This window comes from Mixta intestinalis (assembly GCF_009914055.1).
GTDB lineage: Bacteria > Pseudomonadota > Gammaproteobacteria > Enterobacterales > Enterobacteriaceae > Mixta > Mixta intestinalis.
The window spans coordinates 2,477,730-2,496,868 of the sequence record NZ_CP028271.1; the positions used below are offsets into that span (position 1 = coordinate 2,477,730).

General features: G+C 55.0%; 15 protein-coding genes. 9 read left to right on the top strand and 6 right to left on the bottom strand.

All coding sequences use genetic code 11. The annotated features are described in order from the left end of the window. Nucleotides 1–6 precede the first annotated feature (6 nt). From C7M51_RS11480 to acrD, 6 genes are all read left to right on the top strand, one after another. Entirely contained in the window at nt 7–1,860 is a 1,854-nt protein-coding gene (locus tag C7M51_RS11480) for an ABC transporter ATP-binding protein (protein ID WP_160621913.1), read from the top strand. After that, nucleotides 1,841–4,162, top strand: coding sequence for an aminoglycoside phosphotransferase family protein (locus C7M51_RS11485; protein WP_160621914.1), 2,322 nt, complete (start codon nt 1,841–1,843; stop codon nt 4,160–4,162). The genes C7M51_RS11480 and C7M51_RS11485 overlap by 20 nt, the downstream gene beginning before the upstream one ends. A gap of 241 nt (nt 4,163–4,403) precedes the next feature. Next, nucleotides 4,404–5,513: an alginate export family protein gene (locus tag C7M51_RS11490; protein WP_160621915.1), complete on the top strand. Its 1,110-nt coding sequence runs from the start codon at nt 4,404–4,406 to the stop codon at nt 5,511–5,513. A gap of 182 nt (nt 5,514–5,695) precedes the next feature. Continuing rightward, nucleotides 5,696–7,390, top strand: a complete 1,695-nt coding sequence (narQ, locus tag C7M51_RS11495) for a nitrate/nitrite two-component system sensor histidine kinase NarQ (RefSeq protein WP_160621916.1) — start codon at nt 5,696–5,698, stop codon at nt 7,388–7,390. A gap of 61 nt (nt 7,391–7,451) precedes the next feature. Beyond that, nucleotides 7,452–8,084: a response regulator gene (locus tag C7M51_RS11500; protein WP_160621917.1), complete on the top strand. Its 633-nt coding sequence runs from the start codon at nt 7,452–7,454 to the stop codon at nt 8,082–8,084. A 220-nt stretch (nt 8,085–8,304) separates the two neighbouring features. Next, nucleotides 8,305–11,424 carry a multidrug efflux RND transporter permease AcrD gene (gene acrD, locus C7M51_RS11505; RefSeq protein ID WP_160621918.1) on the top strand — a complete coding sequence of 1,040 codons (3,120 nt, stop codon included), beginning with the start codon at nt 8,305–8,307 and terminating at the stop codon, nt 11,422–11,424. 133 nt (nt 11,425–11,557) lie between these two features. On the opposite strand, the gene ypfM is transcribed toward acrD, so the two are convergent. Next, nucleotides 11,558–11,617, bottom strand: coding sequence for a protein YpfM (gene ypfM / locus C7M51_RS11510; RefSeq protein ID WP_141176202.1), 60 nt, complete (start codon nt 11,615–11,617; stop codon nt 11,558–11,560). Nucleotides 11,618–11,905: 288 nt separating this feature from the next. On the opposite strand from ypfM, the gene C7M51_RS11515 reads away from it, so the two are divergent. The 3 genes from C7M51_RS11515 to C7M51_RS11525 are packed head-to-tail and all read left to right on the top strand — an operon-like array spanning nt 11,906 to nt 13,625. Further along, a complete protein-coding gene (locus C7M51_RS11515; protein WP_160621919.1) occupies nt 11,906–12,286 on the top strand; it encodes an ArsC family reductase in 381 nt (126 codons plus the stop codon). Between the two features lies 1 nt (nt 12,287). After that, nucleotides 12,288–13,415: a succinyl-diaminopimelate desuccinylase gene (gene dapE, locus C7M51_RS11520; RefSeq protein WP_160621920.1), complete on the top strand. Its 1,128-nt coding sequence runs from the start codon at nt 12,288–12,290 to the stop codon at nt 13,413–13,415. Between the two features lie 21 nt (nt 13,416–13,436). Continuing rightward, nucleotides 13,437–13,625 (top strand): YpfN family protein, encoded by a 189-nt coding sequence (locus C7M51_RS11525; protein ID WP_141175983.1) that lies wholly within the window; start codon nt 13,437–13,439, stop codon nt 13,623–13,625. 35 nt (nt 13,626–13,660) lie between these two features. On the opposite strand, the gene ypfH is transcribed toward C7M51_RS11525, so the two are convergent. The 5 genes from ypfH to purC form a co-directional block, all read right to left on the bottom strand. Next, the gene (gene ypfH / locus C7M51_RS11530; RefSeq protein WP_160621921.1) at nt 13,661–14,359 is read right to left on the bottom strand and encodes an esterase; all 699 of its coding nucleotides are present in this window, start codon (nt 14,357–14,359) and stop codon (nt 13,661–13,663) included. 215 nt (nt 14,360–14,574) lie between these two features. Further along, nucleotides 14,575–15,006: a TOBE domain-containing protein gene (locus C7M51_RS11535; protein WP_160621922.1), complete on the bottom strand. Its 432-nt coding sequence runs from the start codon at nt 15,004–15,006 to the stop codon at nt 14,575–14,577. A 307-nt stretch (nt 15,007–15,313) separates the two neighbouring features. Continuing rightward, nucleotides 15,314–17,308, bottom strand: coding sequence for a tRNA(Met) cytidine acetyltransferase TmcA (locus C7M51_RS11540; protein WP_160621923.1), 1,995 nt, complete (start codon nt 17,306–17,308; stop codon nt 15,314–15,316). A 6-nt stretch (nt 17,309–17,314) separates the two neighbouring features. After that, nucleotides 17,315–18,178 carry a KPN_02809 family neutral zinc metallopeptidase gene (ypfJ, locus tag C7M51_RS11545; protein ID WP_160621924.1) on the bottom strand — a complete coding sequence of 288 codons (864 nt, stop codon included), beginning with the start codon at nt 18,176–18,178 and terminating at the stop codon, nt 17,315–17,317. Nucleotides 18,179–18,345: 167 nt separating this feature from the next. Next, nucleotides 18,346–19,059 (bottom strand): phosphoribosylaminoimidazolesuccinocarboxamide synthase, encoded by a 714-nt coding sequence (gene purC, locus C7M51_RS11550; RefSeq protein ID WP_160621925.1) that lies wholly within the window; start codon nt 19,057–19,059, stop codon nt 18,346–18,348. Nucleotides 19,060–19,139 lie beyond the last annotated feature (80 nt).

Consider the following 19,139-nt stretch of genomic DNA (forward strand, 5'->3'; position numbering starts at 1 on the left):
AATGATATGCGACAAAAAAGCCCTGACGACAAACTCAGCCTGCTACGCATTTTTTTGCCCTATCTTCGCCGTCAGCGGGGGCGGCTCTGCATCGCTTTTCTGATGCTGCTACTCAGCGCGCTGATCCGTCTGCTGGAGCCCTGGCCCTTATCTTTCGCCATCGATCTGATTATGGAGACGCTTTCCGGCGAAAAAATTTCCAGCCGAATAGCGACAATCGCCCAATGGGACGCCGTTACCTGGCTCTGGCTCTGTGGTGCCGGCGTGCTGGTTATCGCCGCGTTAAAGGCGGCGATCGGCTACGCGGGCACCATTGGGCTGGCGATAGCCGGTAGCCATGTGCTCAGCGAAGTGCGACGCGATCTGTTTGCCCATCTGCTGCGCCTTCCTCTCTCCTTTCATCGACAGTGTAAAACCGGCGATTTAACCATCCGCCTGAGCAACGATATCGGCATGCTGCGCGAAGTGGCGGTGACCGCCCTGATGCCGCTGCTTTCCAGCGTTATCGTACTGATCGGCATGTTCAGCGTGATGCTGTTTCTTGACTGGAAGCTGACGCTGATCGCACTGTTGCCGATGCCGATATTACTCTGGAGCAGCCGCCGTTCCGGCAAAAAGATACGCGATGTCAGCCGGGTGCAGCGCAAGCGCGAAGGCCAGCTGGCGGCAAAAGTAGCGGAATATATGAGCGGCATCGCAACGGTACAGGCGCTCTCGCTGGAAGAAATTACGCAGCGCAGTTTTAACGGAAATGATGGGCAAAGCCTGCAACACAACGTGCAGGCCAAGCGCCTGGCTGCCGGACTGGAACGTAAAACCGAGCTGCTGATTGCATTTGCTACCGCGATAGTTCTGCTGAACGGAGCGCATGACGTTCTGCTCCAGCGTATGACACCGGGTGAACTGCTGATTTTCCTCTCCTACCTTAAAAACGCTTTCCGCCCGATTCGTGAATATGCCAAGTATACCGGACGCCTGGCCAAGGCGATTACCGCAGCCGAACGCATTACCGAACTGCTATGCCAGCCGCCCGAAATCGTCGATCGTCCCGATGCGCAGGCACTTCCGGCAACGCCCGCAACTATCCGCTGGGAAAACGTCTGGTTCTCCTACGGGAGGAGGTCGCCAGAACAAGCCGTGTTACGTGGCATCAGTTTTACTATCCCGGCAGGCAAATCCGTCGCCGTCGTTGGTCCTTCCGGCGCAGGTAAATCTACGCTCACTCGCCTGCTACTGCGTCTTTGTATTCCCGACTCCGGCACCATTACCTTTGACGGACAAGATATCAGCCAGTTTAGCGTCAGCACTCTTCGCCAGCAGATCGGCTACGTCCCTCAGGAAAATCTGCTGTTCGGCCTCTCTGTACGGGAAAATATTGTGCTGGCGGCACACCAGCCGGTCAGCGATGAGGAGCTGATCGCTGCGGCGCGTCTGGTCAACGCGCACGACTTTATTATGCAGCTGCCGCACGGTTACGACACGGTTTTAAGCGAGTATGGTGCCACGCTGTCTGGCGGGCAACGACAGCGCATCGTGCTGGCACGCGCCGCGCTGCGTCAGACCCCTTTCCTGATTCTTGACGAACCCAGCGTCGGGCTCGACAGCAAGAACGAGCGCGAGGTCAATCAGGCGCTGTTGCAGCTGATGCAGCAGCGCACCACCTTAATGATCACGCATAACCTCGCACTTGCCGCCAGGACGCAGCACATTCTGCTGATCCACGAAGGGAAAATTGCTGAACAGGGCACGCATGAAGAGCTAATGCAGCGACATGGACGGTATGCGGAGATGTGGCGTCTGCAGCAGAACACTGCTTCGGATGCGGCAAAAGAAGTGAGAAATGAACATGAATATGCATGATGCGGCGCTTATCGCCAACGATCGCGCCCTGCCCGGTCTGGGGCTGCTGCTGGAACCGCATCGCCTGCTGAACAGGCTGCATGCTAATCTGGTTTCAGGTGAAATACGCCATCTAAAAATTAACTATCTGCGTTACAAACCGGGCACCAGCTGCGTTGCCGGTCTGACGCTGACGCTGGCCGATGGACAAGAGCAGCTTTGCTATGCCAAAGCGATGACGCCCTCGCGTTTCCAGCAATCCTGGCAACACCCTCGCCGCCAAGCACTTATCGCTAAGGCTCATCCTCATGCTCCGCAGGCGCTGCACGACGAAGCTATTCTGCTGCAATACCCGGAATTCGACTTTTCCATTCGCTACTTAAGCTGCCTGACCGATGACAAAAAACGGATGGACCTGCTGCAAAAACTGTTGCCGGGCAATCCTGACGCCTGCATTCTGCGCTCGCGTTTTCTGCGCTACAAGCCGGAGCGGCGCGCCGTTATCGCCCTGACCCGGCATGATAAGCCGCAGGCGGTGGTGCGTATCGCTAACGCAAAAGAATTCGAGCGTATTTTGCAGGGTTGCTCGATAGGAACCGCGCTGGGCCACCTCTCTCTTGCCGGGTTTGATCGCAGCCGACGCGCGCTGGCAACGCACTGGCTGGCTGGACAAAGTCTGGCACCTGAGTCAGGTGCCCGCCTGGAAGCAGAAACGCTTACCGCCGTTGGCCGTGAGCTGGCGCGACTGCATCAAACGCCGTTACTGCCGCCGCTGGCACGACAGGGCAAAGAGGATGCGCAGACGCTACGGGACGTTTTCAATACCTTCAGCGCTATTTATCCCTCCGGCGCGGATCGCTTTCTCGCGCTGATGCAGCGCATTACCCCATATCTCGCCGCCAGTAATAGCGCGCCGGTACTGCTACACGGCGATTTCTCCGCCGATCAGATTGTCAAAACCGATACTGGCGATCTGCGTTTTATTGACTGGGATCGCTGCTGTAGCGGTAACGCGCTGGCCGATATCGCCAGTTTCCAGGCCCGGCTGGAAATGCAGGTGATTACTGGTCTGCTGGACGCACATCAGGCGGTGAACGCCATTGATGCTCTGCTGGCTGGCTATCAGTCGCAGCGGTCACTGCCTGACGGCCTGGTCTGGTACAGCGCCTCGGCGCTGCTCTGCCTGGCGACAGAACCTTTTCGTTTACGTGTTCCCAGCTGGGCACAGCAAACGGAAGCGCTGCTGGCACGCGCGGCTCAGCTCGTGGAAAAAGGCGCTGAAACGAGGCTGAGCGGCGGCAAATCACTGGAACCGCAGCAAAGGCTGGCGGCCCTCTCCGATCCAGCATTCATTAGTCAGCCGCTGTTACAGGCGCTACGTCTGCCAGCCGGTAGCCAGCTACAGCAATGTCTGCTGCGTCGACACAAGCCAGGCCGCCGGGCGCTGATTGAATATCAGTTCAGGTTACCCGACCAATCTTCGCGTTCGATCATCGGCAAGTATCGTGTTAAGGGCATGGATCGGCACGCTTTTCGCTGTCAGCAGGCGCTGTGGCAACACGGTTTCGACGCGACGGCGGCTATCGCGGTGCCGCAACCGCTGGCAACGTTACCTGACTGGCATCTGTGGCTCCAGGAAAAAGTTAACGCCACGCCGTTAACAGCGTGGCTTCAGCCCGGCTATCCCCGGCTGGAGCTTTCCGGTAATGATGTTGGCAAAGCGCTGGCAGTTTTACAGCAAAACGAGGCGCTGCGTCAGGTAACGGAAACCCGGAAATGGACGCTGGAAGATGAACTGGAAGTGTTGCAGAAGGGTTTGCAACACGTTGCCTCCGATTATCCGCAATGGCAGGAGCGGCTTAGCCAGCTGTTTAATGCCTGTCAAACGCTGGCAGCCTCTTTAACACAGGCCATTACGCGCTCCGTACACCGGGATTTTTATCCCGATCAGGTGATGATCAACCACCATCAACCGCAGCAGGTTATCCTGGTTGATTTTGATCTCTGCTGCCAAAGCTTTGCCGCACTGGACGCCGGTAATTATCTGGCGCACGTAGAAGAACTGGCGCTACGCCATTATGGCGCGGCAACGGCGTTAGATCGGCACGGGCAGGCATTTACCCGTGCTTTTTTGGCGCACAGCGCTGACGTTGCAATCGCAGACATTGAGAAATTCACCGTGCTGTCGTTAGCGCGCCATATTTTTCTCAGCACCCGTTTTCCCGAGCGGACGCATACCACTCTGCCGCTCCTGGAACGTTGTGAATGGTTATTAAACCGTCAGCCTGACACCTCCGGCAATATGTCCGTTAATCAGGGATGAAACGCATTACATGATATCTGATAAACACGCTGTTTCGAGTGCACTGCTGATACTGTTTTCTGCTTCAGCCGCCGCCGAACATATCGCTAAAGAACAAGCGACGTCAGCCTCTGCCCGCCCGGAAAGCGCAACGCGCTGTATTTTCTGGCATGACCCAGAAAAATCTGACACGCCTTCTTGCCTGACCTTTCAGCTCGCAGCAGAAACAGAAGCGGTTAATCTGCGTAATAAAGGATTGCGCATGGGCGACAAAAGAACGAATAAGCTGGAGCTGGAACCGCTATTACGGCTGAACGCACAGCTGATGAAAAATCACCCTATCGATGGCGGGCTGGAGCTTGAATGGCAGCGGGTAATTAAGCGCGAATCGGCAAAGCCCGCGCGTAAGCAAACGCGTCTGAATCTTAATCAGGTCTGGATGCGGTTAACCGATAGCGTGATTCCCCATACCGAATGGAAGCTGGGCCGCTGGCTCTATCGCGACGAACGCGAATGGCTAATCGATGAAAATCTGGATGGCTTAGCCTTTAACTGGAAATATGCTGACTGGTCGGCAGATATACTGCTGGGACGCCTTAATTTGTGGCAAAAGGATTTAATGGATCGCACCAGTCGTAATACGGATCCGGTTAATATTATTGGTGTACTGCTTCGTCGTCAGCTAACCGATGACTGGCATCTGGGTCTCTACGGTTTTAATCAGCAAAATATCAGCAATCACCGCTTTCGGCAGAGCCATTACGGTATTCGTTCTTACAGCGAGGAGGCGAAAAAATTTAATCACTGGCTGGAAGCGGGTTTTGCTAAAGGCCATAACAAAAACGATCGTATTCAGGGATATGTTATTGATATCGGTGGCACCTATGCATTTAAAATGTCCGGTATCAAGCCATACCTTACCCTGGGCTATACCGCCAGCAGTAAAAATTATACTCAGACGGGGCTGCATGGTAATGAAGCTAAATTCGGCGGCGATACTAAATTTAAAATCTATGGCGAAACGCTCGATCCCATCTTGCGTAATTTGCAAATATTTACTTTCGGCCTCGGCACTCATATCGGTAAAAAGGCGTCGTTGGATCTGGTTTATCACGACTACAGCCAGCTAAGGCGGGCAAAAATAGCCAATAAAGCTATCGCCTTAAACCCGAAATACGATCGGCAAACTACCCGTCGCCTCGGTTACGGCATCGATCTTATTTACGGCTGGAAACCCAGCGCAGCCATAAAACTGGAAACCCGGCTGGGTATTTTCAATCCTTCATCGCGGTTTTCCTCCGGTTCAAAATCCAGCAGCCCGCGTAGCCAGCCCGCCACCTTCGCCGCCCTGGAGCTAAAAATCGCCTTTTAACAACCTGATACAGCAGAAGTCGCTTCATTTGCGCGCTTCAGCAACGTATTCTCAGCGCCGGATGCCTCCTCTGCATCCGGCGCGTCTGGTTTTTAATAACCTGTCGCTAATTTGACTTAGCCCCACTGCGCGTCCGATAGTTTCAGGCTATTATTGTTCTCTTTTTTGAATTAATTTTTCCCATGTTAAAACGTTCAGTGACCAGTTCTATCGCCCGCGCGCTGGCTGGCATCGTTATTCTGTCGGTGCTTTCCACCAGCCTGGCCTTGCTGACGCTCTCTGGTAGCCTGCGCGATGCGGAAATGATCAACCTTGCTGGCTCATTGCGAATGCAAAGCTATCGGCTGGCCTGGGATTCAGATACCCACTCTCCCGATCTGGAGGCACATCTTCGCTATTACCGACAGTCGCTGGACGCACCGGTGCTGCAACATCTGAATCGTTTTTACGTGCCGGACAACGTGCGCAAACGCTATCGCCAGTTAAAGCTTTCCTGGCCGATGCTGGAAGCCGATTTGAAAAATCATGAACAGCGGCGCTATTCGCAGCATGTAGCGCACTACGTCGGTGAAATCGATCGCTTCGTCTACGATTTACAGCGCTACGCGGAACGCAAAATGCAGCTGGTTGCCGTCACCAGCGCCCTTGGTTTTATCGCTATTCTTGCCCTTGCCATCTGGACTATTCGCCTGATCCGGCGTCAGGTAGTGAAGCCGCTGAACCAGCTGGTCGCCGCCAGTCGCTATATCGAGCAGGGCAATTTTCACTATCCGCCGCTGGATACGTCGCTGGCGAACGAGCTGGGCCTGCTGGCACATACTTTTAATCGTATGTCCGGCGAGCTGGAGCGACATTACAGCGTACTGGAAAATACGGTTAAGGCCCGTACGGCGGATCTGATGGTTGCGAACCAAACCATGACGATTCTGTATGAAGCTTCGCAGGCGCTGGCGGTCAGCAGCCTCAGCCGCTCTGTCATTACAGAAGTAATGGAGTTTGTGTTTACCCGCGCCCAGCTGACCGCTCTGGCGTTGGATGCAGGCGAAGGCTGGCAGATTTCGCTGGGCATGCCACAGCAGGATAAAAGCTGGCACCGGATGCCGCTGCGTCAGGAAAATCAGCCCAACGGCGAACTGCGCTGGCAGGAAGGTGCCCAGCAGACGCCCGCACCGCTGATGCAGAGCGTAAGCATTCTGCTGTCGCGTGCTATCTGGATTCACCAGGCGCAAAAGCAACAACAACAGCTGCTGCTGATGGAAGAACGCGCGACGATCGCGCGCGAACTGCACGATTCACTGGCGCAGGCGCTGTCGTTTTTACGCATTCAGCTTACGCTGCTGAAGCGCACCATTACCCCTGATAATCAGCCAGCACAGCAGATTATTACCGATTTCGATCAGGCGCTGGCAGAAGCCTACCGCCAGCTGCGCGAGTTACTGAATACATTTCGGCTGTCGGTGGATGAAGCCTGTCTGCCTGCGGCATTGCAGGCGATGCTGACGCCGCTGCAACAGCAGACCTCGGCGGAGATTTCTCTGCACTGCGCCTCCGGCTTTGATGCGCTAACGGCACAGCAGCAGGTACATATTTTACAGATAGTGCGCGAAGCGGTACTGAACGCGATCCGTCATGCTGATGCGCGTCATATCAAGGTAAACTGCGCCACGCTGGAAAACGGCGAACATGAAATCATTATCAGCGACGACGGCTGCGGCCTCGCTACCGTTGAAGAACCTGCCGGTCACTATGGCCTGACCATCATGCATGAACGGGCGCAGCGGCTGGGCGGCACCTTACAGTTAGATACCACGCCCACCGTGGGAACACAGCTGCGGCTGCGCTTTCCCGATGCGGCGGCAGAAACAGTGGCGAGTTAATTCCACTCGCTATCTTTTTACCCAAGCCAGCTCCGGCTGGCGCTCTACTCCAGGGAGTAACATGGACAATCGACACTTTACCGTGATGCTGGTCGACGATCATCCGCTTATGCGCCGGGGGATTCGTCAGCTGCTGGAGCTGAATAACCGTTTTGACGTAGTAGCCGAAGCTAACAACGGCACTGAAGCCCTGGCGGAAGCCAGTCGGCTGTCGCCGGATGTTATTCTGCTCGATCTGCACATGAAAGGAATGTCCGGGCTTGATACGTTAAAAGCGTTACGCAATGAAGGCGTGGCGGCGCGCATCCTGGTGCTGACCGTATCCGATACGCGCAGCGATATTTACGCCATGCTGGACGCCGGTGCGGATGGCTATCTGCTAAAAGATAGCGAGCCGGAGCTGCTGCTACAGCAGATTATCGACGGCGCTCAGGGGGCGAACGTTTACAGCAGCGTGGTACGTGATTATCTGGTGACACGCGGGCACAACGCGAACCCGTTCCAGACGCTGACCGAACGCGAGCTTGATGTGTTGCAGGAGGTGGCGCGCGGTCTGTCGAATAAAGAAATCGCCGCGGCGCTGCATATTTCTGAAGAGACAGTGAAAGTGCATATCCGTAACTTTTTACGCAAGCTGGACGTGCGTTCACGCGTGGCCGCAACCGTACTGTGGCTGGAAAATAAACACCGCTAACGCTGACGCGCCAGAGACATAGCGGAGTTTCGGCACGATAATTTACATTTTCTCCTCTTTTTCTCCACGATTCTTGTTTCGCGGGCGCGTAAAGTTATGCCATAGCCGATCGGACTGAATCGATTTAAATACCGCCTAACATGACTTTGCCAGTCGCGATGCCCGCGCGACCGGCAGTTTTGTTGCGGTTTATCACATTACGCTGAGGAGTGCCGCTTGCATGGCGAATTTTTTTATCGATCGCCCCATTTTTGCCTGGGTGCTGGCAATAATGATGTGCCTGACCGGCATTCTGGCGATCAAAACCTTGCCGGTAGAACAATATCCCGATCTGGCACCGCCTAACGTACGTATTACCGCTAACTATCCCGGCGCTTCGGCGCAAACACTGGAAAATACCGTTACGCAGATTATCGAACAGAGTATGACCGGCATCGATAATCTGATGTATATGTCATCGCAGAGCAGTAATACCGGCCAGGCCTCTATCACCCTCACCTTCTCCGCCGGAACAAATCCCGATGAGGCGCGACAGCAAGTGCAGAACCAGCTGCAATCGGCGCTGCGCAAGCTGCCGCAGGATGTTCAACAGCAGGGAGTGACGGTAAACAAAACCGGCGAGAGCAATATCCTGATGCTCGCCTTTGTCTCTACCGATGGCAGTATGGATAAACAGGATATCGCTGACTATGTCGCCAGTAATATTCAGGATCCGCTCAGCCGCATTAGCGGCGTCGGCCAGGTTGACGCCTACGGCTCACAGTACGCGATGCGCATCTGGCTCGATCCTAACAAACTAATTAACTATGCGCTGACCACTCAGGATGTCGTGAACGCCATCAAATCGCAGAATAGCCAGGTCGCCGTCGGCCAGGTTGGCGGCACGCCATCTATGGATAACCAGGCGTTGAACGCCACGGTTAACTCGCAGTCGCTGCTGCAAACGCCGGATCAGTTCAGGGCAATTACGCTGCGCACCAACCGCGACGGTTCGGTGGTGACGCTGGGCGACGTTGCCGATGTGGCGCTGGGCGCGGAAAAATATGACTATCTCAGCCGTTACAACGGCATGGCGGCATCAGGCCTGGGCGTTAAACTTGCTTCCGGGGCCAATGAGCTGGAAACCGATCGGCTGGTGCGTGCGCGCATTCAGGAACTGTCGCGCTATTTTCCGCATGGCCTGGAAGCCAAAGTCGCCTATGAAACCACGCCCTTTGTCACCGCCTCGATCCGAGACGTGGTAAAAACCCTGCTGGAAGCGGTGCTGCTGGTATTTTTGGTGATGTATCTGTTTATGCAGAACCTCCGCGCCACGTTGATTCCCACCATTGCCGTACCGGTGGTACTGCTGGGCACTTTCTCAATCCTCTACGCCTGCGGTTTCAGCATCAATACACTGACGATGTTTGCCATGGTGCTGGCGATCGGTCTGCTGGTGGATGATGCCATTGTGGTGGTAGAGAACGTTGAACGCCTGATGAGCGAGGAAGGATTATCGCCACGCGAGGCGACGCGCAAATCAATGGGGCAAATTCAGGGCGCGCTGGTGGGAATCACGCTGGTGCTTTCTGCCGTTTTTGTACCGATGGCCTTTTTTGGCGGCACCGTCGGTGCTATTTATCGCCAGTTCTCCATTACCGTGGTATCAGCAATGATTCTTTCAGTGCTGGTGGCAATGATCCTGACCCCGGCACTCTGCGCAACGCTGCTCAAACCGATGCCGGAAGGCCATCAACATCGACGCGGCTTCTTTGGCTGGTTTAATCGAACCTTTACGCGCGGTACTCTGAGTTACGAACGGGGCGTGGCGAAGATCTTGCGCCAGGCGGGACGCTGGCTGCTGCTCTACCTGACCATTATCGGCGTGATGATCTTTCTCTTTTTACATCTCCCTACCTCCTTTTTACCGCTGGAAGATCGCGGCATTTTCACTACCCAGGTACAGCTGCCGCCTGGCTCAACGCAGCAGCAGACGCTAAAAGTGGTAGAAAAGGTAGAGAACTATTATCTGACGCATGAAAAGGAAAATATTGAGTCCGTCTTTGCCACCGTTGGTTCCGGCCCTGGCGGTAACGGACAGAATGTGGCGCGTCTGTTTGTGCGTCTGAAAAACTGGGAAGCGCGTGCCGATGCCGATCGTACCTCTTTTGCCATCATCGAACGCGCAACGAAAGCCTTCAGCCAGATTAAGGAAGCGCGCGTTATCGCCAGCAGCCCGCCAGCGATTACCGGCATGGGCAGCTCCGCCGGTTTCGATATGGAGCTACAGGATCACGCCGGAATCGGCCATTCACAGCTGATGCAGATGCGTGACAGACTGCTGTCAATGGCATCGCAGGATTCACGGCTGGCACGCGTGCGCCATAATGGCCTGGATGACAGCCCGCAGCTGCGTATTGATATCGACCAGCGCAAGGCGCAGGCGCTCGGCGTTTCCATTGACGATATTAATAACACGCTGAAAACCGGCTGGGGTTCCACCTACGTTAATGACTTTATCGATCGCGGGCGCGTGAAGAAGGTCTACGTGCAGGCGGCGGCGAAATATCGCATGTTGCCGGACGATATCAGTAAATGGTATGTGCGTAACAACACCGGTGGCATGGTGCCGTTCAGCGCCTTCGCCACTACCGCCTGGGAAACCGGCTCGCCGCGTCTGGAACGCTACAACGGCTATGCGGCGCTGGAGATCGTTGGCGAGGCCGCGCCCGGTATCAGTACCGGTACGGCAATGGCAGCAATGGAACAGCTGGTAAGCCAGCTACCGCTCGGCGTTGGGCTACAGTGGACCGGTGCCTCGTTGCAGGAGCGTCTTTCCGGCTCGCAGGCACCGATGCTTTATACCCTCTCCCTGCTGGTGGTATTTCTCTGTCTGGCGGCGCTGTATGAAAGCTGGTCGATCCCATTTGCCGTGATGCTGGTGGTGCCGCTGGGCGTGGTGGGTGCGCTTATCGCAACCTGGGCACGCGGGCTGGAAAATGACGTCTATTTTCAGGTAGGGCTACTGACAGTCATCGGCCTGTCGGCGAAGAATGCGATACTGATTGTGGAGTTCGCCAATGATATCAACAGCCGCGGCGGCGAGCTGATGGCCGCAACGCTGGAAGCGTGCCGCCAGCGTCTGCGCCCGATTTTAATGACCTCGCTGGCCTTTATCTTTGGCGTGCTGCCGATGGCGATCGGTAACGGTGCCGGTTCCGGCAGTCAGCATGCAGTCGGCACAGGAGTAATAGGCGGCATGCTTTCAGCAACTTTACTGGCGATATTTTTTGTTCCTCTGTTTTTTGTATTAATCAGACGACGCTTTCCACTAAAAAAAGCGCAACACGCGAAAAGTTAATTTATATTCTCATGCATTCTTGATGCATAAATAACAAAGGCAGCCGCTAATCTGGCTGCCTTATTTATTATTATGGACTGTCAGTTGCAAAGACGATTGCTGTGTTCGTCACGCTACTCTTTATTCGGCATACTTACTTGCGTAACATAGCGTCAATAAAGTCTTTCCAGTTCCCCAATTCTGATTCAATCATACCTACCTCTCTTGTTATTAACGCTTATTTTACGCCTGTTTTATCTGCAAGTGAATCGTCTTTTCCTATGATTACTATCGGCAGAGTAAGAGAAAACATTACGTCTTTTTATAATTGCGTACTGACGCACATTTCAGCAAAAGTAATTACTTTCTTTGTTAATTAATAAATCCGTTCTGTAGATTAAAAATAGTTTATTGAAATAGTCGGCAACAGAGAGTCATAGCTTCTTGCAGCTAACTGATGCATTATTCCTTAACGATTTATTGTTTAATGGACAGCACAGTAATGGAAAACTCAATTCCTGACGCCTTCATCCTCTACGGTATCAAAAACTGCGACACGATAAAAAAAGCGCGCCGCTTTCTCGAGGCACAGGCAATCCCCTGCCGTTTTCACGATTACCGCACCGATGGCCTGACGGCAGACTGCCTGCAAACCTTTATCGATACGCTGGGCTGGCAGGCGCTGTTGAACACGCGCGGCACCACCTGGCGTAAGCTGACCGAGGAAGAAAAAGCGGCGATCGATGGCCCGACAGCGGCGAAAACATTGATGCTGGCGCAGCCTGCCCTGATTAAACGCCCATTGCTCGTTGCCGCAGACGGATCTATGCTGCTGGGCTTTAATGAATCCGACTATCAGCAGTTTCTTCAGGAGAAGTCATAATATGTTTTGTCCGGTCATTGAGCTGGCACAGCAGCTCATTCGTCGCCCTTCACTTAGCCCCGATGATGCCGGATGTCAGGCACTGATGATTGAGCGCCTGAAAGCGATTGGCTTCACCATCGAACCGGTCAATATTGCCGATACGCAAAATTTTTGGGCGTGGCGCGGTCAGGGCGAAACGCTGGCCTTTGCCGGACATACTGATGTGGTGCCGCCCGGTGATACCAGCCGCTGGAGCAATCCGCCATTTGAACCGACCATTCGTGACGGTATGCTGTTTGGTCGCGGCGCGGCTGATATGAAAGGCTCGCTGGCAGCGATGATCGTCGCAGCAGAACGCTTTGTCGCGGCCAATCCGCATCATCGTGGACGGCTGGCATTTCTGATCACTTCAGATGAAGAAGCGAACGCTACCCACGGCACGGTAAAAGTGGTTGAACATTTAATGGCACGCAATGAGCGTCTTGATTACTGTCTGGTTGGGGAGCCATCCAGCACGGTACAGGTGGGCGACGTGGTAAAGAACGGACGTCGCGGTTCGATTACTGCCAACCTGACGATTCATGGCGTACAGGGGCACGTCGCCTATCCGCACCTGGCGGATAATCCGGTGCATCGCGCCCTGCCAATGCTAAACGAGCTGGTCGCGACAGAGTGGGATCGTGGCAACGAATTTTTCCCGCCGACCAGCATGCAAATTGCCAATATTCAGGCGGGAACCGGCAGCAATAACGTTATTCCCGGCGAGCTGTTCGTGCAGTTTAATTTCCGCTTTAGTACCGAACTGACCGATGGTGATATTCGTCAGCGCGTCGAGGCGCTGCTGGAGAGCCATCAGCTGCCCTACACTATCGAATGGAAACTTTCCGGGCAGCCTTTCCTGACATCACGCGGGCGACTGGTAGATGCGGTAACCAAAGCCGTTGAGCACTATACTGAAAGCAGGCCTGAGCTACAGACCACGGGCGGCACCTCAGACGGACGCTTTATCGCGCGGATGGGCGCTCAGGTTGTGGAGCTGGGCCCGGTAAACGCCACCATTCATAAAATTAATGAGTGCGTGAAGGCATCCGATCTGCAGCTACTAAGCCGCATGTATCAACGCATTATGGAACAGCTGATCGCCTAAACGTCCTCAGGAGGAGCCATCATGGAATGGGTAAAAGAGTACTGGTGGATTATTGTGATCCTGTTGCTGGTTGGCGTCATGGTCAACGTCTATAAGGATCTGAAGCGAATCGATCCTAAAAAATATCTGGCCAATAAGCCGGAGCTGCCGCCCCATCGTGACTTTAACGACAAGTGGGACGATGAAGACGACTGGCCGAAAAAGAAATAATCCTTTCCGGGGCAGCAGCGCTGCCCCTCTACCATTTATATCAACGCAATCACATCTTCATCGCGCGGCTTGCCGCTGCTTAATGCTTCTTCAAAATAGCGACGCGGTACGGTATAACGCAGATGATTCAGCGCCAGGTTCATGCTGCGCTGATCGATAGCATGTGGCAGACCCTCAACGAGATCCAGCGTCACGTCGCCGCCTAAAGCAGTGAGACGCGCCGCCGCCTGCTGCGCATGTTCGGCCCGATAGATTTCATCCTCCTCGCCATGAATCAGGTGAATAGTGGTTTTCGCCGTCGCCTGTTCAGGCAGGCTGGCATAGCGACCGCTGAAAGCAACGATACGTCCGGCTAACGCCGGGCGCGCCTTGCTGCCTTCCAGTACCATGATGCTGCCCTGCGAAAAGCCAACCAGCGCCGTGGCCTCTGGCGCAACGCCGCTGAGCTGCTGCCACTCAGCAACCGACTGCAAAAACGGTGGCATCGCTTGATCCACACGCTGTTGCAGGCTGACATCATGCAGACTGGCCTCACTGTACCACTGCCGCCCCGGTGCCTCAGCGCCCGGTTCAGGGCCGCCAATGCTGACCACCAGCGCCTGCGGAAAAGCTTCAGCAAACCAACAGCCGATCTCTCCCATTGATACCGGATTATCGCCAGCGGCGTGATAAAGCAGAAACAGCTGCGCCGGAGGCGTGGACGGACGCTGTACGACAAAGTGATGAGTTATCATAATGTTTCCTCCCTTGTCTTTAAGCGTAGATGATGATTAGCCGCAGCCTGTTAAGCATGACGTCAACAATAGCTGTCCACACGTTAATCATTTCCGTTTATCAGAAAAAAGAATGACCCTGTTGCTGATAAATACAACCATATTCATCAGCAACGGGGACATTTTTAACGCATTTAAACTGGTTGAAGCGGGGGTGTTGAAAGTCGTGCCAACAGTCAGGCTTTTTTTACTGCCAGCAGAACGGAAGAGGCTTTTACCAGCGCGATAACACGTTTGCCGACGATAAGCGCCATCTCCTCCACGCTCTCGTTAGTAATAATCGAAGTCAGCGTTGCCCCTTCATCGGTCAACACCTGCACCGTAGCGTTTACCGCGCCCCTTTCTACCGAGGTAACCTTGCCCGCAAGCTGATTACGGGCGGAAAAAAGTAATCCACTCTCTTCGGTCGCCAGAATCACCCAGGGCGCTTTTATCAGCGCCACCGCCTCTTTACCGGTTTCCAGACCGAGCGCCTTGCGGCTATTGCTGGTAATGACCGCCACCAGTTTGCCGCCCTGATCGAGAGTCATTTCAATTTCATCATTTACCGAACCAGGACGAACGGCGGACACCTTACCTGACAGCTGATTACGTGCGGATACCGACATATTTCTCTCCTTTATAAATAACGATGAAAGCTCTATTTCATGAAAGTTTACAATGCGCCGGTACACCGCGCCGTGACAAATAAACCGCCACGGATAAAGAACCAGATAACGTCGCAGGTCAGGCAGCTTCCGGCGTATATGCCGCAACAAACTGGATATTCCTGTTCTCCTATCCGACTTGCCGACATTTTTACCAGGATAAAGCATCCAGAGATAGCGCGACCATGTCCTTTTGCGCTAAGTTATCGTGGATTTCACTCCTTATATAATCAGTAACATAACGAAAATATAACAAGTGATGCTAAGACTATAGCAGAGCCATCAGCGCCTGACGCCAGTGCTGACAGCGCGCATCATCCAGCTGCTGCATAAGCCTTTGCGCCTCTTCACGCCATCGCACCAGCAGCGCCTTACGCCCACTCAGGCCAAACGCGGCGACAATTTCGCCTGACGGCCTGCGCTCGATAATTGCCTGATGTAGCGCCAGCCCGGAACTTTCCGTCGCCAGCAGCAACCTGCCCAGCGCAGGCAGACTTACCTCAAAGGCACGATGGAGAAAAGCAAAGCCCGCCAGCGCCTGCCAGTCAGCCTCATTCAGCGAGTAATCGCTATTCGCCACCAGCGGAATCTCATCATCAATCAGCGGCTGTAACCAACAGAGATCGCGTGTCAGCTGCCATGCGGCCTGCTGGCTGAGCCGTTTACCCGCCAGACTCAGCGGCAAGATTGCCATCGCGCTGTAGCAGCCGCTGCTGGCCTCGCGCTGCGTAGAGAGACGCGCCAGCGTAAAGCCACAGCGCTGCCAGAAACGCCACAGCTCATCGGTAAAACCAAAACTGACGGAGAGGTAATCCAGCCCATGCATCTGTGCAGCGGCAAAAGCGATGATGCGGCTGCCGATGCGCTGTCGACGCCATCCCGGTGCCACGGCGATGCGGCTGATGCGGCGGGAATGCAGCTGCGCCGCCTGCGGCAGGCCAGCATGCGCCGCCAGCGACTGTGCAACCAGGCTACCGCGCGGTCGACGCAGACCGGCCCAGACCTGCTGTGCCAGCCGCTCAGGCAGACCGCCTTCCGCTACCAGCCAGAGCGCGCCCACCATCTCACCGCGTTGATCTTCCGCCGCGATCAACTGCTGTCCTGGCGCATCCATCAGGCGTCGAAAATCGAGTGGCGTAGTGCGATAGTGCGCGCTGGTCAGTAATTGATAGAGTTTTAATAACCGTTCAGGATGACGATCGCGATCGCATGCAATCAAAGCGATAGCCTCAGCCTCCTGCGGCAGCGCAACGCTTTCGCTCTGCGCCTCTTCCAGCAACAGTGCACTATCAACCACGCGCTCCAGCGGATCGCCCTGTCGCCAGCGCTGTGGCTCGTCGAGCTGATAAAAATACGCCTGCGGCAACGACGCGCAGAACTTCAGCAGGAAGCCGCGTCCGGTGCCTTCGTAGCCCTGAACGGTAGTAGTGAGGAGTATTCGCGCAAAACGCCTGAGCAGACGTTGCAGCATCGGTGTGGGAATCGCCGCCGCCTCATCGACGATCAGCCAGTCGACGGTGGACGTCGTCTCTTCGGCCAGCAGCGCATCGGGAGCAATAAAGTTGAAGCGTTTGCCAGCGAAGCGCGCCAGCACCGCCGTAGAGACTTTAGCGGGGGCCGTGACCAGACAGTTACCTGGCCAGCGATGAATCAGCATTCCAGCAAGTGCAGATTTTCCGCGCCCGCGGGCAGCGGTCAGGATATGTATTCCAGGTTTCGCACTTAATAACTGCGACAGCAGCCTTTGCTGCTGCTTTGCGCCACCAGGCTGCCAGTCGCTCAGCGTCAGCGCTGCGGGTTCCCGGCACGGCTGATGCTGTGAATGAATAAGCACCTGCTCATCCACCAGCAGCTGTTGTTGCAGATGATGTATAAAGCGTGGAGTGGCGATTGGCGTTTCGCTTTCGCTCCAGCGCAACGAATCATTATCGGGAGTTTGTGACCACGTCGTCCAGGGCGGAGCCAGCAACAGCAGCCAGCTTCCGGCACTCAGCGTTCCGGCCAGCGCGGCAAACGCCTCACTGTGAAAGCCACTGCGCGCATCAAAAATAGCATGCTGAAATTCCTGTCCCAGCAGATTGCGCAGCGCGGAGGGCGGCAGCGCATCAGGCAAATCATCCCGCTCGCCAAGCGTGATCCAGTCGCCCGGCAGGATCGCTCGCCAGTGCTGCGCCTGTTCACGGCACCAGTGCGCCTCGCCGCTAATGACCGCCAGCCGCCGGATACCGGTGCGGCGCATTCCGGCGGTCAGGTTTTCCAGCATCAGGTTTTAGCGACTGGAAAAGGTGTCACACTGGCCCGGATCGCCGCCGTCAAAGCCGCGTTTAAACCAGCTGTAACGCTGTTCGGAAGTTCCATGAGTAAAGCTGTCTGGGGTAACGCGTCCCTGGCTCTGCTGTTGCAGGCGATCGTCGCCAATCGCTTCGGCAGCGTTCAGCGCCTCCTGCAAGTCGCCCGGCTCCAGAATCTGCTGCTGTTGCATATAGTGACCCCAGACGCCAGCAAAGCAGTCTGCCTGTAGCTCCATTTTTACCGACAGCTGATTGACCTGACGCTGCGACGCGCCCTGCTGCATCTGACGCACCTTCGGCTCAATACCAAGCAGTTTCTGTACGTGGTGGCCGACCTCATGCGCGATCACATAGCCCTGGGCAAAATCGCCATCGGCACCCATTTTGTTTTTTAAATCATCATAAAAAGAGAGATCGATATACACGGTGGCGTCAGCCGGACAGTAGAACGGCCCCATCACCGACTGCCCTGTACCGCAGCCGGTACGCGTCGCGTTGCGATACATGACCAGGCGCGGCGGCTGATACTGCTTGCCCATCTGGTTAAACAGTTTTTGCCAGGTATCTTCCGTGGTGGCAAGGATGACGGAGGTAAATTTCGCCGCCTCATCATCCCGCGGGCTGATACTTTGTGAACGGCTCTGTTGGGTAACCGGTTCACCGCCGGTGAGCAGCGGCGTCAAATCATAGCCGTAATAGCCAGCGACCATCACGATCGCCAGCAGGATAAGCCCGCCCTTGCCACGCGGAATACGCATACGCCCGCCGCCCATGCCCATGGAGGGTGACTGGCTGCGACGATCCTCTACATTGTCGCTTTCGCGACGCCCTTGCCAACGCATAACTTTCCCCTGTTGTTCACTAACTGGCGGATACGGCAAATTCTAGTCGCGGCGGCGCTGAATAACCAGAACGCGCTGCGCGGGATGGGAGGGTAACGGAAAAAAGTAGCGGGCACAATGTCAGGAAACGGGTCGGCGGCGTGCGCCAGCCGACCGGTAAAACAGAGTTAGTCGAGCTTCACACCCAGGCGGTGAGCCACTTCTTCGTAAGCCTCAATCAGGCCGCCAAGGCTTTGACGGAAACGATCTTTGTCCATTTTATCCATGGTTTCTTTATCCCACAGACGGGCACCATCCGGTGAGAATTCATCGCCCAGCGTCACTTCGCCTTTAAACAGGCCAAACTCCAGCTTGAAATCCACTAAAATCAGACCAGCCTCATCAAATAACTTGCTCAGCACGTCGTTGGCTTTATAGGTTAGCTCACGCATGCGCGCCAGGTTCTCTTTGCTGACCCAGCCGAAAGTCTCGCAGTAGGATTCGTTCACCATCGGATCGTGTTTGGCGTCATCTTTTAAAAACAGATCGAACAGCGGCGGGTTCAGCACCATACCTTCTTCCACGCCAAGGCGTTTGACCAGCGAACCTGCCGCGCGGTTACGCACCACACATTCAACCGGCACCATCTCCAGTTTTTTTACCAGCGCTTCGTTATCAGAGAGCAACGCTTCCATCTGCGTCGGAATGCCCGCCTCTTCCAGTTTACGCATAATGAAATAGTTGAACTTATTGTTCACCATGCCTTTGCGATCGAACTGTTCGATACGCGCTCCGTCTCCTGCTGACGTATCGTTGCGGAATTCGAGTACCAACAGATCCGGATTTTCGGTGCTGTAAACGGTTTTCGCTTTGCCGCGATACAACTCAGCTAGCTTTTGCATCTTGATAAACTCCAAACTGGTAGATAGTGAAAGGCCATAACCGGACGACGCAATCGTTTACGTCGCCGTGCGCTATTATG

Coding starts and splice junctions, on each gene's coding strand:
- C7M51_RS11480 (WP_160621913.1), top strand. CDS start 7: ATGCGACAAAAAAGCCCTGACGACAAACTCAGCCTGCTACGCATTTTT.
- C7M51_RS11485 (WP_160621914.1), top strand. CDS start 1,841: ATGAACATGAATATGCATGATGCGGCGCTTATCGCCAACGATCGCGCC.
- C7M51_RS11490 (WP_160621915.1), top strand. CDS start 4,404: ATGGGCGACAAAAGAACGAATAAGCTGGAGCTGGAACCGCTATTACGG.
- narQ (WP_160621916.1), top strand. CDS start 5,696: ATGTTAAAACGTTCAGTGACCAGTTCTATCGCCCGCGCGCTGGCTGGC.
- C7M51_RS11500 (WP_160621917.1), top strand. CDS start 7,452: ATGGACAATCGACACTTTACCGTGATGCTGGTCGACGATCATCCGCTT.
- acrD (WP_160621918.1), top strand. CDS start 8,305: ATGGCGAATTTTTTTATCGATCGCCCCATTTTTGCCTGGGTGCTGGCA.
- C7M51_RS11515 (WP_160621919.1), top strand. CDS start 11,906: ATGGAAAACTCAATTCCTGACGCCTTCATCCTCTACGGTATCAAAAAC.
- dapE (WP_160621920.1), top strand. CDS start 12,288: ATGTTTTGTCCGGTCATTGAGCTGGCACAGCAGCTCATTCGTCGCCCT.
- C7M51_RS11525 (WP_141175983.1), top strand. CDS start 13,437: ATGGAATGGGTAAAAGAGTACTGGTGGATTATTGTGATCCTGTTGCTG.
- ypfH (WP_160621921.1), bottom strand. CDS start 14,359: ATGATAACTCATCACTTTGTCGTACAGCGTCCGTCCACGCCTCCGGCG.
- C7M51_RS11535 (WP_160621922.1), bottom strand. CDS start 15,006: ATGTCGGTATCCGCACGTAATCAGCTGTCAGGTAAGGTGTCCGCCGTT.
- C7M51_RS11540 (WP_160621923.1), bottom strand. CDS start 17,308: ATGCTGGAAAACCTGACCGCCGGAATGCGCCGCACCGGTATCCGGCGG.
- ypfJ (WP_160621924.1), bottom strand. CDS start 18,178: ATGCGTTGGCAAGGGCGTCGCGAAAGCGACAATGTAGAGGATCGTCGC.
- purC (WP_160621925.1), bottom strand. CDS start 19,059: ATGCAAAAGCTAGCTGAGTTGTATCGCGGCAAAGCGAAAACCGTTTAC.